The following is a 17,578-nucleotide window of genomic DNA, read 5'->3' as shown; positions in this document are numbered from 1 at the left end:
GTATGCAAGAGAATTTAGACATAGTAGATCGTTACCTGGAGGGAAATCTCTCTGAGCAGGAACGCACTGCTTTTGAAGAAAGGCTCCTGCATGATGATTCACTTCGGCAGCAAGTGGCTGATATGAAGTTGCTGCGCGCGGGCATTATTCAAGCATCACGTAAACTTGCATTGAAAGATTTAAAGAACCTGGAAAGTACTTTGCCTCCAGTTAGTAAAAATGGTCTTAGCCTTTGGTACAATACCTGGTTACAGGCGGCAGCTGTGCTTTTGATCGGACTTGTCACTTACGCCTTATGGCCAAGTGCTGTCAGTGAACAGGAACTTTTTGCTAGCCATTTCGAGGTGTATCCGAACATCATTATGCCAACCGTTCGGGGTGAAATGCCCAACGACAGTACGCTCAAAGCACTTGCTTTCAGGGCTTACGATCAAAAACAATATGAGGAGGCTGCTTTATTGTTTAATCGTATAGATCACAAGGATGTAGATATCTCATTTTATCTCGGCAATTGTTACCTGGCCATTAACCAGGCAGAAAAGGCTTTACCACTTTTCGAAAAAGTACTAAATGAATACGAAGTATTTGATGAACAGGCAGAGTGGTACATAGCCGTGAGTTATTTGAAGTTGGAAAATAGAGAGAAGGCAAGTGAGGCTTTGAAGAAGGTAGTGTTGCGAGGGAGTTCGTATAAATCAAAAGCTCAACTGATTTTGGAGAAACTTAATTAAACCCTATACCATGAAAACAAACTTATTACCAAAACTAATGCTGATAGCAATGCTGTTGGTTGTTGCGTGCTCACAGAAGAAAGATGACGTTCAGGAAAAAGATTTTGTAAATCATATTGCAGGTCATATCATAGATCCGCCTGGGAAAAATAATATGCATGGCCACCAAAAAATGGCATTGATTGAAATTGATGAAGTTGATGGTACTGGTGGACCCAGCGTAGGTTCAAAAATCAGAGGTATCAATTCACGACATATTAAACTCGACCCAGGACAAAAGGTTTATTTTTTATTAGCCTTTAATCCGGACGAATCCGATAGTAGTGCTGTTAAGTATTTTGCTTATGATATTTGCACAGATCCCGGAAGAAAATGTCATTAATTAATCTTTTCTTTTAGAAGATTAATTCTTCACTTGCGTTGATTGAATATTAAAAAAATCAATGTTAAAAAAACCAATGATGCGCAGATAATCCAAACATACATACGATTATCTTTCTCTAAAACGACAGTACCATCATTTCCGATAAATACCAAGCCAGCCCAGTAAGCTGGGTGGCTTGTGTAATTATCCGAAGATTGTAAATATTGTTGTTTGGCTAATCTCAGTCCCTCGTTTAAGGTTTTTCCTTCATTCAGGTTTTGATAGAAACCCTCAAAAACTTTCAGTGAAGCCTGATCATTGAGTTTCCACAAACTTTGCATAACAGCTTGTGTACCTGAAGAAAGGAAGCCACGTGCAATACTAAATACGCCTTCACTCACTTCATACATTCCGACTCCACTTTCACAGGTACTGAGTACAACTAATGAAGCAGGTATATGATAACGATAAAGCTCATAGGTGTATAATTTCTTGCTTTCTGTATTACTATATGGAAATTGTAAATATGAGGTATAGCGATTAGTCGTATCAGCCATACCGTGAACTGCTAAATGAATAATAGATGCCTGCTTGGCATGTTCAAGGAAGTTTTCTTTAGTACAGGACTGCTGACTAAAAAATTCACCACCTGAAAAATTAGCAAGTAACTCAATTTCAGATTCAGAATTACTTAACGATAAGAGATCATTAGCATGCACACCATAAGCCATGGCAAGTGCTTCACCAGTCTGTGGCATAGGTTTATGAGTTTTTATTAATGATGCCAATGACAAAGCATACGATATTTTACAGGAATGAAGCAGATAATCGAGCTCTTTGTAACCTTTCTCCCTGCCAGTATACGTTTTCAATAAGGCATCGAAAGGTACCTTGAGCAAAACGTTGTCTGCAACAACAATGACGTCTTCAGCAAGGCCTGTTCTTAATACAGGTTCAAGTAATGTAGTAAACAATTTATGACTTAACAGAGCGTAGTCCTTATGCTGAAGTGATGGATTTTCCAATTGAAACATTAGGGAATCAATATCTGATTTGATTGCATGACTTTTAGCAAGATTGAAAAATTCACTACCTGCACTATCTATTCTAAGTGCATATACAGCCTCATCACTCCAGGTATAATCTATAATCGTTTTGTTGTTTTCCGCGCAATAGACTTTCATATCTTTAAGTGTGGGAATAGAATCAATTTTAGCATTGGCGTAAGCCGGAAATTCAAAATTCAACTGTTTGTAGTAGTCAGCGCGCACGCGGTCAAGACTATCAATCTTTTTTGTCAGGCTTTCCTTTTCGTTTGTTGTCAGATTTAACGCAACCTGCCAGTAAGCTGACTCCTGTTTTAAGTGTCTTAGTTTTGCTACAGCCTCTTCAGGAAGATAAACTTCCTCTACACTTTGCTTATTCAAGCGGCTCAGCATTAATTGAGATTTTGTCCCCACTATGTAGTCGTACACAACTTCAACATGTGCTGCTGGATTTTGTGTATAATATTGATACAGCACGTCAATACCAGATACCAGATTTGGCCACATGTGACTAATATTAATTAGCTGTGAGTTTTCATGTGCAAATTGCGCTGCGTTTAATTTAAGCACATGGTTAGCCAGTTTATAGCATGTAACGCTTAAATGGAGGTAGTTATAATCTGGATCTGATTCGAATTTTTCTTTTAATAAAGCCCCCTTCAGACAAAGCATTTCGACAGAATTGGTACGGTCAATAAAATCCTGCAAACCGGGATTAATAGTGTAGGATTGATCAAATTCAGGTCTTGAAATTTCAGCAAGGGCTTTTTGAATATAAAAAAGACTGCTATCGGTTTTCTTTATTTCTTTTAACAGGGAAGCGTAGCGATAATAGGCATACCCTTTATCAGCTGAGGGTGACAAATAATACTGATCACGATAACATTTAACTTTTCTATAGTAGTATAAGGACGAGTCATAATGACCTGTAATCCGATGAAGATGGGCAAGGTTCATATGTACATCAGAATAGTTTTCAATTCCATCGGCAGCGAGCACCTTGAGGGCAGTATTGTAAGTGTTCAGTGCGTTTGAATATTGTTTAGTTTGCTGTTGTGCAAAAGCTTTATTACTTAAAATGGTAGCCAATGTCTTACTTGTTGAGCCAGTACTTTCAAAAAGAATAGAAGAATCATAGTATGTAATAGCCATTTGATATTTCTCTAAGGAAGAATAGGTATTTGCCAGAACACTATAGGCTAAACGGCTTAGCGATGAATCCGACTCAGGTAAAGCATGAATCGCAGATAGCATTAAATGTGCATAATTAATGCTCATATCAAAATCTGATTTTAACCGTGCAGTAGCTGCAAGCCTGTAAAAAAGTATTGGGTGATAGACAGACTTTTGATAAAGTGATTCAAGAAGTATCCGCGCCTGAAGTAAATACTTTTCTGCATTGTTGTAGTCATTTCGTCCAAACCTGTACAATGAACCCAGTATTAGGTAATAACGCATTTTAATTGACTGATCACCACTCCTGATCAGGTACTTACTACTCTCAAGCTTAGAAATACCTTCTTCATACGCCTGAGTATTGTAGGCGTATTCAGCCTTCAAAACAGTAAGCGTTAATTGGTGTGACGAATCATTTATATTTAATTGTTCTGCTAAAAGCCGTGCACGGTCAATAAATTCCTTAGCAGTTAGATTTTCCTTTAATAATAAGTTAACCTCTGCCAATGCAAAAACAGAAGACAGCAATGCCATAGAATCTTTCTCTTGAGAAAGTGCTGCTAAATAAGCTAACTCAGCTTCTTTAAAAAGCCCTGAAACTTTCAACGAATCTGCAGCCGACAAAAATACCGATTGCAGTGATTGAATGTCCTGCTTATTGGTGCATGACAGCAGGCCCGCTGATATAAAGAGACAAAAACAAAATGCGCTCAACATTGAGTTTGCTCCTTTACATGTTATCATGAGTCTACACCATGTGTATTTCATCTGCTAATGAATCTTGTTTTTTAAAAATAAATGATTTATGTGTGATGACTACTATTATTAAACTCAGTCTGTTTTTATGCTCTTCATTTAACAGATCATACCTCTCTGAACAGATGATTTCTAACCTGTTCTTTCAGGCTGCTATCTGCCGCCAGCGCTATATGGTTAAGTCTCCAGGGCAGCATCTGCAGAATGATAATGGTCCTTCAAAACGTAGAAACCGATATACAGAATGACACAAATATGTTAAACTTTAATTTAAATAAGCCAAAATGACATTATTTATACCCCTCTATTCCATATAATAAGCCAAAATGTCCTAAAAATCACCCCGGCACAAATTTTCCTGATAAGCTTTCCAAAAGGATTTTAAAACTTAAACAATAAAAATTATGAGCCTTATCAAGTATAACTCCGTGGTAAACGATTTTGTACCAACCTCATTTGGTCATGTAATCGATCGTTTCTTTAATGAATCTGTTGCACGCACTGGCGGTTCTACTGCTTACTCCTTTGTGCCTAAGGTAGATGTATTCGAAGATGAAAAAGCTTTTGAAGTACAGGTTGCCGTACCTGGCATGAACAAGGAAGACTTCAAGATCGATATCAACGAAGACCGCCTGACCATTAGTGGTGAGCGTAAATACAGCAAGGAGAAAAAGGAAAATAACTTCCGTTCCATCGAAACAAGCTACGGCTCGTTTAGCAGAACATTTACCTTGCCCGATAACATCGATGTAAACAAAATCGAAGCGGCATACACCAATGGTATTTTGGAATTAACATTGCCAAAAGACGAAAAGAAAATACTGAAGACAAGTATTCGTGTAAAGTAAGAACGCACAAAGAGCACTCCAGTGCTTTACTTCCGTCAAACGAGTGTTGACACAATAGTAGACGGCAAGATTTAGGGTGTATCGGCACAAAGCCGATACGGGTTGAGGAGCGATCCTGGTGGTGCGGGATCAGAGAAGGCATTCGAAAGAATGCCTTTCTTTTTTTAACTAACCTTCATTTAGAACGTTATATCAAAATAAGGTTAGCTAATTAGTCTTACCTTTCTAGTATAAACGAATAAGTATGAAACGGTATCTGTTTGTGGCTGTAATATTGGTGGCGGCATGTGTGGGTGGAATTGTGGGCTCCATTTATACCGCGCGTTTCATTGACACTTCTGTCAGTACTTATAATTCCATCGAAGAAAGACAAAACAGCATACTCACCAACTACAAAACAGACACCAGCTATCAGGTGCCTCCCGGTTTAGATTTTCTGGCCACAGCCAAAAGCATAACACCGGGCGTTGTGCATATCAGAACTTCTTATGGCCCTGGCGATTTTAGTTTTAATCCTCTGGCCTTTCGCCAGGATTGGTCAGCACGCTCTTCCGGTTCCGGTGTTATTGTTTCCGATGATGGTTATGTTGTAACCAATTATCATGTAATTGAAGATGCCACCAACATTGAAGTGGTAATGAACAACAACCAACGCTTTTATGCTAAGTTAATGGGCGTGGACCCCAGCACCGATTTAGCCTTGCTTAAAATCAAAGGCAGACAACTTCCCTTTGTTAAATATGGTAACTCAGATAATGTGCAACTCGGTGAGTGGGTGCTGGCCATTGGCAATCCATTCGATCTCAACTCAACAGTTACTGCTGGTATCATCAGTGCAAAGGCACGCAACATTGGCATCTTGCGCGATCGCAACAACTTACAGGTGGAGGCATTTTTACAAACCGATGCTGCTGTAAATCCCGGCAACAGTGGAGGCGCCTTGGTAAATTTAAAGGGAGAATTGATCGGTATTAATTCAGCCATCGCCACCTCTAACGGAGGCTATCAGGGTTATTCATTTGCTATACCTGTAAGTCTTGTAAAAAAAGTAATGGACGACCTGCTGGAGTTTGGTCAGGTACAGCGCGGCTTGTTAGGCGTTCAGATTACCGATGTAAATGCGGAGCTGGCAGAAGATCTTCAGTTGTCGATTAATCAGGGTGTATTGGTAAGCAGGGTAAATGAAAACAGTGCAGCGCAGGCAGCGGGCATACAACAAGGAGATGTGATTGTTTCAATTGACAGGCATACGGTAAATACAGTTTCAGAATTACAGGAGTGGGTAGCCAGAAACAGGCCCGGAAAAGAATTAACTGTAACCTATGTAAGAGCCGGTAACACCCAAGATGTAAAAGTGCGTTTGCGCAACAGCGAAGGCCTGGAAAATATTGCTGTAAAAGAAGTAAAGTATGAAATGGATGGGGCTACACTTGAAGATATTAACTACAAAGAACTGGCAGCCCTTCAGTTAGAGGGCGGTGTACGCATTGCATCACTCAAAGAAGGCAAATGGAAGAAAAGCGGAGTAAAAGAGGGCTTTATCATTGCTTTCGTTGACAAACTACCTGTTAATAATGTTGAAGATTTTAACCGTATTCTCGATTTTAAGAAGGGCGGCATACTCATAGAGGGCTATTATGCTGATGGAGAAAAAGGTACCTACGGAATTGACTGGTAGCTTCTGAAATTCCTGTTAGTTTTGCATGGTAAATACTGATAACCATGAATAATTTTGGCATGCAAGAAGCACTCAAAACATTGGGTGTAAACAGATCTAATCAAGGTACATCTACAGGTTCTACATGGTACAAAACCAAAGGTGCCAAACTTGAATCTTACTCGCCTGCCGATGGTAAATTAATTGGTACAGTACAGGCTACTGATGAGAAAGCCTATCATGCCGTAATTCAACAAGCGGCAAGTGCTTTTGAAGCATGGCGTTTATGGCCAGCACCCAAGCGCGGAGAAGTAGTGCGCCAGATTGGTGTTGCGCTTAGAAAATACAAAGAACCCCTTGGGAAACTTGTTTCTTACGAAATGGGTAAATCCTATCAGGAAGGATTGGGCGAAGTGCAGGAGATGATAGACATCTGCGATTTTGCTGTTGGCCTTTCGCGTCAGTTGAATGGACTTACCATGCACTCTGAACGCCCTAATCACCGCATGTATGAGCAATACCATCCTTTGGGTATTGTCGGTATTATTTCTGCTTTTAATTTTCCTGTAGCGGTGTGGTCGTGGAATACCATGCTGGCCTGGGTTTGTGGTGATGTATGTGTTTGGAAACCCTCAGAGAAAACGCCTTTGTGCAGCATAGCCTGCCAGAATATTATCAATAAAGTTTTTGAAAAAAATGATGTGCCTGAAGGTGTATCCTGTATCATCAACGGGGATGCAGTTATTGGTCAGCTCATGGCTGCCGATGAGCGTGTACCCTTAGTTTCAGCGACTGGTTCAGTGCGTATGGGAAAAGCCGTGGGCAGAACGGTAGGTGAGCGTTTGGGACGTGCCTTGCTTGAGTTGGGTGGCAACAATGCCATCATTATTTCTGAACATGCAAATTTAGATATTGCCATTCGCGGTGCATTGTTTGGTGCTGTGGGTACAGCGGGTCAACGTTGCACCACTACACGCAGATTGATCATTCACGAAAGTGTGTATGAAGAAGTAAAAGAAAGATTGAAGAAAGCCTATTCGCAATTGAGCATAGGTAATCCGTTGGATGCCAACAACCATGTGGGGCCCCTGATTGATCAGTTGGCTGTAAAAGCGTATAGTGCTGCGTTACGTAAAGTAAAAGAAGAAGGAGGTGAGATTTTGGTGAGGGGTGGTGTACTTAGCGGAAAAGGATATGAGTCTGGATGTTATGTAAAACCTGCCATTGCGGAAGTCAAGAACGAATACGCGATTGTGCAACACGAAACCTTTGCACCTATTTTATACATTATGCCTTATAGCACCATTGAGGAGGCCATAGCACTTCAAAATGGCGTGAAGCAAGGATTGTCCTCAGCGATTATGACAAACCACATGCAAGAGATGGAGAAATTCCTGTCTCATGCAGGTTCTGATTGTGGCATTGCCAACGTTAATATTGGTACCTCTGGTGCAGAAATTGGCGGAGCTTTTGGTGGCGAAAAAGAAACAGGCGGTGGACGCGAATCGGGTTCTGATGCCTGGAAGGTATATATGCGAAGACAAACGAACACCATTAACTATGGTAGCACTTTGCCATTGGCGCAGGGGATCAAGTTCGATATATAACGGACTCTATATCCGCTTATCACTTCTAGGCACTTTATAGCCTTTTAATTTGTAACTATATTTGTTATATAGCCCTATTTGTATATTTTTAGTAAATAATATACCAGTTTTCCATGGCAAAGAAGTACAAGACCGTAATGTTGATTGACGATAATGAGATAGACAACCTCATCAATCAGAAAATGATAGAGGCAGCTTCCATTGCAGAAAATATCTACACACACACGGGTGCAAAAAGCGCCATTGAGTTTTTGAAGAATATGGAAAAAACGGGCGTGGCAGATCAGGTATTGCCAGACGTAATTTTCCTGGATATCGATATGCCCCTGATGGATGGTTTTCAATTCCTGGATGAGTTCGAAAAACTTTCAGCCGTGGCCAAGAAAAAGTGCCGCATTGTTATGCTCACCTCTTCCATCAACCCGCAAGACTTTAATCGTTCAAAGAAATACGAAAACGTAAAGCTTTATCTCAACAAGCCACTCTCACACGAAAGCATCATTAAACTGGAGGTGTAGTGCTCTCCTAAACCCAGTTAGTATCTGCTCACGATTTGAAAAGAGAAAACACCGAATTGTTTTTTAAACAGACCATAGTCTAATTTGTATACTCAGCTTCTTAACGGCTGAGAAAATAAGATAAGAAAAGAACCATTGTTTCGGTTTTACCGAATAACGTCTGTTTTCCAAATCATTATTCAGGCATGTTTTTTCAGATGTCTAGTAGCTCGCAGCTGACAGCTAGTAACTATTAGTTGTTCACCGGCTCTATATCTGTAAGCTGCTTCACAAATTTGTCATCAAAGCGGATCAGCAACGTAGGAGCAAAATATTTCACTTCCAGAGTTTTTAACCGCGGCAGCAAAGCGCTGATTTTCTTAGCCTTTTCTTTTTTGGCTTCGCTGGTTGTAATCTTAAGTACCTTCAGGAATAACAAAATATTCTCACAACTGTCTTTACCGAGTAAGCGGATCTGGCGTTGTATGCTATTGCTGATCTGATTGAACAATTCATAATCCTGCATCATTACATATTGCAACGACAGCAAGGCCTTTACCTCCATAAAAGTAATGGCGTATTTCTTGAGACTGACTTCATTTAAAAGGTTGTTCAGGATCTTGGCAGCCTCATCATACTTGCCGGCATAATAACAAGCCATGGCCCGGTAGGTAGTGTAGATGGTATGCTTGGGTACATCCATCGGGTCTACCTCAAAATCCAGAAACAAGTTTTCATTTTCCTGATAAAGGTCACCCTCATTGCCCAGGCGTAAATGTCTTTGAATTTTAGTAATTAAAAACTGGGCTGGGAAAGTGTAGGTAGGATAATTAACCAACAAGTTTGTTGCGGCATCATTTACTTCCTCAAAGTACTTTTCAGACTCGCGATAAACTTTGTAATGGGTATAATATTCTAATCGTAAAAACTCAAACACCAGATTCAAATGATAGTAGATTGAATCAAGGTTATAGGTTTCAAAGATTTTTTGAACTTTAGCAAAAACATCTTCTATTGACTCCAGGTCCGGACGGTAGGTATCATCGGGTTCCACAAAAAGCCGGTGAAAAATAGACATGCAGCTGTGGTAAACGAACAGACGATGCGACTCGTAAAGTTTAGAGACGTTATCCATCTCCTTCAACAGTAAACCCAGGCTTAGTTTTTCTACTTCTCCACCCGTAAACAGATAGTCTCCGTATTTCTTGAAATAATCAGCCAGCAAATCCTCAGCCTTGTCCAGGGCCAGCATGTAGGCCACATGGCGGTTGTATAGCTGAGAGTACTGAAAGTAATCCGGTGAATTAATATTAAGTTTTTTGAGCGATTTATAGATGGTAGTCAACTCGTTAGCCAAATCATAATCGAGCAACTCTTTTTCCAGCTTCTTAAGCGTGGCTACTGAAATGGCTTTTTTCTTGGTAAAGAGCACTTCATTGATGTTCGCCAGCTTTTTGAGCACATCTGTGCGCGGACTTTCCAGCTGTGCCATCAAATACTCCTCAATTTTCAGGTTGAGTCTGGAACGCAGGGTGTAGTAAGCGTTGGCATTCACCTCCAACTCGGCCATAATTTTGTTGTCAGACAGCTGGCGCTCACGCAGTGATTTTAGCAGATAAGCAGATTTGTCCGCATTACTTTCTACCAAACTGTCGTGGATAGCCTGAAAATCTTTTTCGGAAAGCTGTTTAACAATATTTTTGAGCTTGGCCATCAGATCGGTTTATTTCAATGTTCAAGATAAAAAATATTTCTGTGCTCACAATATTCGGTGAAAGCTGTTTTACAGAAGGTAAAGAACTCCTCGCTTTCCTTACCTTCACGTTTTAGATCAGGTATGAGAAAACGCCTCCCATTTTTTGCCTGCGTCCTCTTTTTACTGCTGTCGCTGAAAAGCTACAGTCAGCTGGCACCTGAGCGCCTTGCCTGGAATAACCTGGGCAAAGAAAACTGGAATAAGGTGGAGATGCAGGTAAAGAAGGCCCTTCGCAAGGATAGTTTGAACCTGGGCGCTATTTACACCTATGCCTGGTTTTATTTTACTCCGGCAAATCCCAAATTCAACATCGATTCTGCGTCCTTGCTCACACGCAGTGCTCAAAATTACTTCAACAGGCTTACAAAAAAAGATAAGGAAAAAAATCTACGTTTTCCATTTGATAGTCTGGGCTTGTTAAAGCTGAGGACCTACATCGACAGTAGTGCTTTCAGTAGGGCTAAAAAATTAAATAATGTAGAAGCCTATTCTTTTTTCATCAACAACTATGCTGGCTCCAGCCAACTGGCCAGGGCCATTGAATTGCAGGAGGAGGTTGCTTTTCTGGATGCCCTGAAAGAAAATACTTACCAAAGCTTCGAGGCATATGTAAAAGCTTATCCACGGGCGAGCAGGGCTGAAGAAGCAAACAAACGCTATGAAAAATTACTTTTTGAAAGTAAAACCAAGGACCAGAAGTTAAACAGCTATATACGGTTTCTTGAAGAATACCCCCAAACTCCGTACCGGCAACAGGCAGAGCTTCAGGTATTTCAATTGAGCACAGCTTCAGGTGAGGTAAAAGCCTTTCAACATTTTTTGAAGATACATCCTACTAATACCTATGCGAAACAAGCCAGGAACTTTCTTTATTATTTTTTGAGAGAGCAGCCAGCGCAATTGCAACACATATTAACAGACTCCCTCAGCAAAGCACTATCGCTGGAAGGGCATACGTGGATACCCGTTTGGAAAAACGGTGCCTATAGTTTTTTGGATATAAAAGGCGAGGAGCATTTAAGTAATATGACTGACACACTCAATGCTGATATTGTTTGTGATGGTTTTATGCAAGATGTGTTGTTTACTAAACAGCAATTGGTGTCGAGAGCCGGCCAAGTGTTGGCCACAGAGGTAGTGGATGTGGAGGATATCGGTTTTGGATTTCTGCTGGTTGATTATAAAACAGAAGGCACAAAAGTCATGCACAAATCAGGATTGATTTGCCTGGATCAGCAAGCGAAGTTAGTGGGGCATCATTTTTTATTTTCGAAAAATGAAGGCGGGCATCTCTATACACTCACAGGCAGAAAGTTGCTGTCTGGTAACTGGGATGATGTAATGGCATACGGTGACAACATCATTTTTAAAGAGACACAAGGCTATCGGCTGACTACCGCCAGTAGCCTTGGCCTGCATATTAATGGTCAAGCACTTCAGTTTACAAATTATTTTGATGAAGTGAAAAGCATGGATGAAAACCATCTTTGGGTAAGAAAAGGAAATCAAACAGGTCTGCTTGATGTAAATCTTCAATTTGTGGTAGCACTTGCACCACAGCAAATCGAAAGGATGCAAGATTTGCTGATTGTAAAGCAGGGTAAGCAGCTTAGTATTGTGGTGAATGGCAAACAGGGTGAAGTTTATGATGATTTACAACTGACCGAAAACTGGAAGCTGGGCAAGCGACTGGGGCAATATCACTTAACCAACAGTTTAGATAAAAAGCAAACGGTATTGGATAGTGCATATATACTTTCATTTGCAGCCATAGGGTATCGCAACGATTCAACTTTTGTTTTTGCGGGCAGCACACTTCATCGTTTCTCATCGCAATTAAAAGTTGATCTGCTCACCAATGCGAATGTATCGTATTTAATGATTTCAGAAGGCGACAGAAAAACCATCATCGATAAAGCGGGTAATAAATTATTTACCGTGCAGGCAGACCATGTTGATTGTGTAAGTGCCGATTATTTTACTTATAAAAAAAGAGATAAACGCATACTCATTAATAAAAAGGGTATTGTTTTATCCTTAGCCGACTTTGATGCCTTTGGCAGTGCAACAGCACTGGCGGTGCCGGTACTGTCCAGGAAGAAGTTCGGATTAATTAACCGCGACAATGATAAAATCATTAAACCGTCCTACGATAGAAACCTGATCGCCTACAATGATAAACTGATTGTGTCTTTTAAAAACGGAGCCTATGGTTTTATTGGTTGGGATGATAAACCACTTAGCAAATTTGAATTTGATGAAATACAATACTGGAACGACTCCGTGGCCCTGGTCAAGCATCATTTCTCCTGGCGTTTTCTAGACCTGAGTAGCTTTAATTTTCGACTGGGTAAGATTACTGAATTTGTAGCTTTTAAGAATGCCAGCGAAGAACAAGTATTGATTTATAAACAGGATAATTTCTATGGAGTACTATCTAACAGAAATGGAGTTCTTCTGGAGCCTACCTACACCTCTATTGTAAACCTGGGCAGCAGCGAACAGCCTTTTTATATGACGGACAAGTTTGTAGAGGAGGCAGAGGTGCATATTGTTATCTATTACGACCAAGCGGGAAAGCAAGTAAAGAGACAGATTTATGAGGAGGAGGAGTTCGATCACATCCTTTGTAAATAGACACTTAAATAATTAACAGTCGCTTCATCAACTTTTCTGTATTCTGCAGGTAGTATTTCTTATTATTGTTTTGCATTTCATTTAAAAGCCATGAAAAAAACAGCTTTGTTCCTCACCTTTTCTCTTTTGCTTTTTAGTTGGGTACTTCCTGCTCAGCAGAATACTTCACAAAATGTGCCCAAACGCCCAAAGTTGATGGTGGGAATAATTATTGACCAAATGCGTCAGGAATATTTGTACCGCTATGAAAGTAAGTTTGGTGAAGGAGGATTTAAGCGATTGATGCGGGAGGGCTTCATGATGAAAAATGCACATTACAACTATGCCCCTACAGTAACGGGTCCCGGCCATGCTTCGGTTTACACGGGCACAACACCAGCTATTCATGGTATTATTGGCAATGATTTTTATGATAAGGATTTGAAAAAAATGGTGTATTGTGTAGAGGATCCTACACAACGCATGATTGGCAGCACCATGTCTGGGGGTGTATCTCCCTGGCGCATGTTGTCAACTACAGTAACAGATGAGCTAGAGTTATTTACCAACAAAAAGGCAAAAGTAATCGGGCTCTCTATTAAAGACAGAGGAGCTGTGTTGCCAGCCGGACACATGGCTGACGCAGCGTACTTCCCGGAGGGCAGGGGAGGAAATTTTATTACCAGCTCATTCTACAGAAATGATTTACCGGAATGGGTAACAAAGTTTAATGCAAGAAATCTTCCTGCCACCTACGTTACTAAACCCTGGACACCACTGTTGCCGATTGAACAATACACAGAAAGCGGTGCGGACGACTCTCCTTATGAGCGCAGGATTGGTGGTAAGGAAAAAATGACTTTCCCCTATAACTTTGCAGAAATGATTACGAAAAGTGGTGGTGAGCTTTTTGCTTACTCACCGTATGCGAATGATTATATAACAGAATTTGCAAAGTCGGCTATAACAGGTGAGCAAATGGGAAAAGACGATGTCTCGGATTTTCTGGCAATATCCTACTCAACGCCTGATATATTCGGTCATGCAGTCGGGCCGCGCTCTGTTGAATTGCAGGATATGTACATGCGCCTGGATCGTAACCTGGAAGATTTATTAAAAACACTTGATAAGGAAGTAGGTGCTGGCAATTACACAGTTTTTCTTTCTGCTGATCATGCTGTGGCTGATGTACCTCAATTTATGAAAGACAATAAAGTTCCTGCGGGTTATTTTAATGATGAGTATGCATTAGCCAAGCTTAATGAATACCTCGCCACATTTTATCCGGGTAAAAAACTGATTGAAAAAATCAGTAATGAACAGGTGTTTCTCAACCACAATGCCTTTGATGGTGATGCCCGTACTTCAGGCCTGGATATGTTTGTGGTAGCAGAGCTGGCAGGTAAATTTTTAATGACCATGGAGGGTGTGGCCAACTATTACACGGAAGCGGTTATCAAACAAAGTGATTTTGATGAAGGTGGTATAAAGGGAAAAATTATTCGCGGACACCATGCAAAGCGCTCTGGGGATATTGCCTTTGTGTTAGAACCCGGTTGGTTTGAAGGCAACAGTGTGCAGGGCACAACCCATGGTTCACCCTATGCTTACGACACGCATATTCCCATGCTGTTTTTTGGTCATGGTGTAAAGCAAGGTTCTTCTTCCGTGTATCATCCGATTACAGATATTGCACCAACAGTTTCAGTGCTGTTGAAGATTATGTTCCCAAATGGATGCACAGGTCAGCCGATTACGGAGCTGTTAAAAGATTGATGTGCGGATTAGAGTTGATGTGCTGATTCGTTGATTCGTTGATGTGCTGATTCGATGATTTACCACTGCTGTTCGACATGCTAGCGAAGCGCATGTCGAACTATTTATAATGCCGGATTTAAATCCGGTACATCACAAGTTCAAGATGCCCTGCAGAAACACCTGAAACAGCTGGGGGTCACACGTTCACCTTATATTATTGATCAATGCTTAAAGGCAAGGCCTACGCGCGTAACTTTTGCCATTATTCCTATAAAAGCGTTGAGCGCCTTCCATCAATAAAATTATTGCAGATCAGGTAAATTGTTAAATTGCTGAGATTATTCTGAAATATTATGAGCGAAAAAAGCTTTAAACCTGTATTGGGTCTTTGGGACGCCACCATGATTGTGGCAGGTTCTATGATTGGTTCAGGGATTTTTATTGTCAGCGCTAACATTACAACAAATGTTGGTAGCGCAGGTTGGTTAGTCGCTGTTTGGGTTATAACAGGTTTCATGACCATAACTGCAGCAGTTAGCTATGGTGAACTAAGTGGCATGTTTCCTAAAGCAGGCGGCCAATATCAATATTTAAAAGAAGCGTACAATCCACTGATTGCTTTTCTCTATGGCTGGAGTTTCTTTGCTGTTATACAAACAGGTACCATTGCCGCAGTAGGCGTGGCTTTCTCCAAATTCACAGCTTACTTGATACCGGCAGTAAGTGAAGATCTGGTCTGGCTCGATCTTGGTTTTGTTACCATCTCTCCTGCGCAGGTGCTCGCCATTTTTACCATTATTCTGCTAACCTATATTAATACACGCGGTGTTAAGAGCGGAAAAATTATTCAGTCAACCTTAACCACAGTAAAGCTGGTAAGCTTGTTTGGTTTGATCGTGGCGGGATTTTTTATGTTGAAACCCGAAATATGGCAAGCCAACTGGAGCAATGCCTGGGACATGAAAAAATTGTTACCTGATGGCAACATTGAAACGTATATTACCATTGGCGCATTTGGTGCTATCGCCTCTGCGATGGTTGGTTCTATTTTCAGCAGCGATGCCTGGAACAACGTTACGTTTATTGCCGGTGAAATAAAAAATCCACAGCGAAATATAGGCCTTAGCCTTTTTCTGGGTACGTTGATTGTGACTGTTATTTATGTTTCGGCCAACGTAATGTATACGGGTATTTTGCCGCTCAATGAAATTGCTTTTGCAGAGAACGACAGGGTAGGTGTTGCAGCATCGATCGCCATATTCGGAGCTGCGGGTACCATCGTGATTGCGTTGATGATTATGGTGTCAACCTTTGGTTGTAACAATGGCTTGATTCTTTCCGGAGCGCGAGTTTATTATACCATGGCCAAGGATGGTTTGTTCTTTAAACAGGTGGGTGAATTGAATAATGCATCGGTGCCTCAAAAGGCTTTGTGGATTCAATGTATACTGGCGAGTATCTGGTGCCTGAGCGGTAAGTATGGCGATTTACTGGATATGATTTCTTTTGTGGTGGTGCTCTTCTACATGCTTACCATCATCGGTATTTTTATACTCCGCAAAAAGAGACCTGATGCACCACGCCCATACAAAGCTTTTGGTTATCCTGTGCTACCCCTTATTTATATTTTGATGGGTATCACTTTTTGTTCACTACTGATTATTTACAAGCCAGAGTATACCTGGCCAGGATTTATCATCACACTGATTGGTATACCGCTCTATTATATAGCCTTGCGGAATAAATCAGATAAAGCCTAACGATCAGATTAGAAATTAAAAAACCCGCATAGTATGGCGGGTTTTTTAATGCTGATGCTGAAAAGGGAAGGCGCTTTGAAACCGATTTACTAAAATCAGATTTGTTCGCTGAGCAATTTTAAACCTTCATCAAATGAACGCGGCTCGTAACCAAGTTCTTTTCTGGCTTTGTCTATAATAAAGCCTGTGGTTAAGGGCCTCCGTGCAGTTTGTTTAAAAGCATTTGAGTCTGTTGCGGTTATTAATGACTTATCCAGTTTGAAGTAGTCTGCTGTTTTAATAGCGATGTCATAAGGACTCATAAAATCTTTACCAGATATATTAAAAATACCTTTTGCACTTTTCTTGGCAGCCAGGTAACAACCCATGGCTAAGTCTTCGGCCAAGGTAGGTGTACGCCATTGGTCGTTCACTACTTTTATCGCTTTACCTTGTTCAAGACTATTCTTAACCCACAACACAATGTTAGAGCGACTCATGTCTGGTGTAACACCATACACTAGTACTGTTCTTATAATACTCCAGGGGATAGCCGATGCCTGCACAATCTTCTCTGCAGCCATTTTACTTTCTCCATAATAGTTAACCGGAGCAGGTTTTTCATTTTCATCTAAAGGGCCATGACTGCCATCGAAAATGAAATCGGTAGAAACATAGATAAGGTGTGTATTGTACCATTGGCAGGCTTCCGTCAGCAATTCTACAGCAGTTACATTGGCGGCCCAGCATTTTTCACGCTGCACTTCACAGTCATCCACCTGGGTCATGGCTGCCGTATGAATGATCACTTCTGGCTTATGTTCAAAAAAAACAGCAACGATATCCTCCTTATTTTCAATATCCATTTTGGCATAGATGCCATTTTGCAACGCGTAGCCTAGGGGTTTACGTGCAGTCGCCACAAGCTCAATGTCGGGGTCTTCATCCAGGAGTCGGGCCAGTTTTTGGCCTAATAATCCATTCGCTCCGGTAATTAGAATTTTCATCGTAAAGCCACAGGGTTAGT

12 protein-coding genes are annotated in these 17,578 nt (G+C 40.9%); 9 read left to right on the top strand and 3 right to left on the bottom strand.

Features of this window, described 5'->3' with window-relative positions:
• Positions 1–2: 2 nt before the first annotated feature.
• Together ACO1XM_RS20720 and ACO1XM_RS20715 are read left to right on the top strand one after the other, a co-directional pair.
• Positions 3–731 (top strand): tetratricopeptide repeat protein, encoded by a 729-nt coding sequence (locus tag ACO1XM_RS20720; protein WP_486232624.1) that lies wholly within the window; start codon positions 3–5, stop codon positions 729–731.
• A 10-nt stretch (positions 732–741) separates the two neighbouring features.
• Positions 742–1,113 (top strand): hypothetical protein, encoded by a 372-nt coding sequence (locus ACO1XM_RS20715; RefSeq protein ID WP_486232622.1) that lies wholly within the window; start codon positions 742–744, stop codon positions 1,111–1,113.
• 29 nt (positions 1,114–1,142) lie between these two features.
• Here the strand turns inward: ACO1XM_RS20715 and ACO1XM_RS20710 are convergent, their stop codons facing one another.
• Positions 1,143–4,034: a CHAT domain-containing protein gene (locus ACO1XM_RS20710; protein ID WP_486232620.1), complete on the bottom strand. Its 2,892-nt coding sequence runs from the start codon at positions 4,032–4,034 to the stop codon at positions 1,143–1,145.
• A 443-nt stretch (positions 4,035–4,477) separates the two neighbouring features.
• Between ACO1XM_RS20710 and ACO1XM_RS20705 the strand changes: the two genes are divergently transcribed.
• The 4 genes from ACO1XM_RS20705 (at position 4,478) to ACO1XM_RS20690 (ending at position 8,703) form a co-directional block, all read left to right on the top strand.
• On the top strand, positions 4,478–4,921 hold the full coding sequence (locus tag ACO1XM_RS20705) for an Hsp20/alpha crystallin family protein (RefSeq protein ID WP_486232618.1): 444 nt from the start codon (positions 4,478–4,480) through the stop codon (positions 4,919–4,921).
• 244 nt (positions 4,922–5,165) lie between these two features.
• Positions 5,166–6,599, top strand: coding sequence for a S1C family serine protease (locus tag ACO1XM_RS20700; protein ID WP_486232616.1), 1,434 nt, complete (start codon positions 5,166–5,168; stop codon positions 6,597–6,599).
• 44 nt (positions 6,600–6,643) lie between these two features.
• Entirely contained in the window at positions 6,644–8,185 is a 1,542-nt protein-coding gene (gene amaB, locus ACO1XM_RS20695) for an L-piperidine-6-carboxylate dehydrogenase (RefSeq protein WP_486232614.1), read from the top strand.
• 113 nt (positions 8,186–8,298) lie between these two features.
• A complete protein-coding gene (locus ACO1XM_RS20690; protein WP_127123423.1) occupies positions 8,299–8,703 on the top strand; it encodes a response regulator in 405 nt (134 codons plus the stop codon).
• A gap of 232 nt (positions 8,704–8,935) precedes the next feature.
• Here the strand turns inward: ACO1XM_RS20690 and ACO1XM_RS20685 are convergent, their stop codons facing one another.
• A complete protein-coding gene (locus ACO1XM_RS20685) occupies positions 8,936–10,396 on the bottom strand; it encodes a hypothetical protein (protein ID WP_486232612.1) in 1,461 nt (486 codons plus the stop codon).
• Positions 10,397–10,519: 123 nt separating this feature from the next.
• Here ACO1XM_RS20685 and ACO1XM_RS20680 point away from each other — a divergent pair, with 123 nt between their 5' ends.
• From ACO1XM_RS20680 to ACO1XM_RS20670, 3 genes are all read left to right on the top strand, one after another.
• Positions 10,520–13,075, top strand: coding sequence for a tetratricopeptide repeat protein (locus ACO1XM_RS20680; protein WP_486232610.1), 2,556 nt, complete (start codon positions 10,520–10,522; stop codon positions 13,073–13,075).
• Positions 13,076–13,165: 90 nt separating this feature from the next.
• On the top strand, positions 13,166–14,830 hold the full coding sequence (gene pafA, locus ACO1XM_RS20675) for an alkaline phosphatase PafA (RefSeq protein WP_486232608.1): 1,665 nt from the start codon (positions 13,166–13,168) through the stop codon (positions 14,828–14,830).
• Between the two features lie 335 nt (positions 14,831–15,165).
• Positions 15,166–16,572 carry an APC family permease gene (locus ACO1XM_RS20670; protein WP_486232606.1) on the top strand — a complete coding sequence of 469 codons (1,407 nt, stop codon included), beginning with the start codon at positions 15,166–15,168 and terminating at the stop codon, positions 16,570–16,572.
• Positions 16,573–16,667: 95 nt separating this feature from the next.
• Here the strand turns inward: ACO1XM_RS20670 and ACO1XM_RS20665 are convergent, their stop codons facing one another.
• Positions 16,668–17,558, bottom strand: a complete 891-nt coding sequence (locus tag ACO1XM_RS20665; protein WP_486232604.1) for an SDR family oxidoreductase — start codon at positions 17,556–17,558, stop codon at positions 16,668–16,670.
• Positions 17,559–17,578 lie beyond the last annotated feature (20 nt).

The sequence above is a fragment of the Chryseotalea sp. genome, from assembly GCF_057350905.1.
Note: the sequence above shows the minus strand (reverse complement) of the source record. Positions and strands in the feature narration are given on the sequence as shown.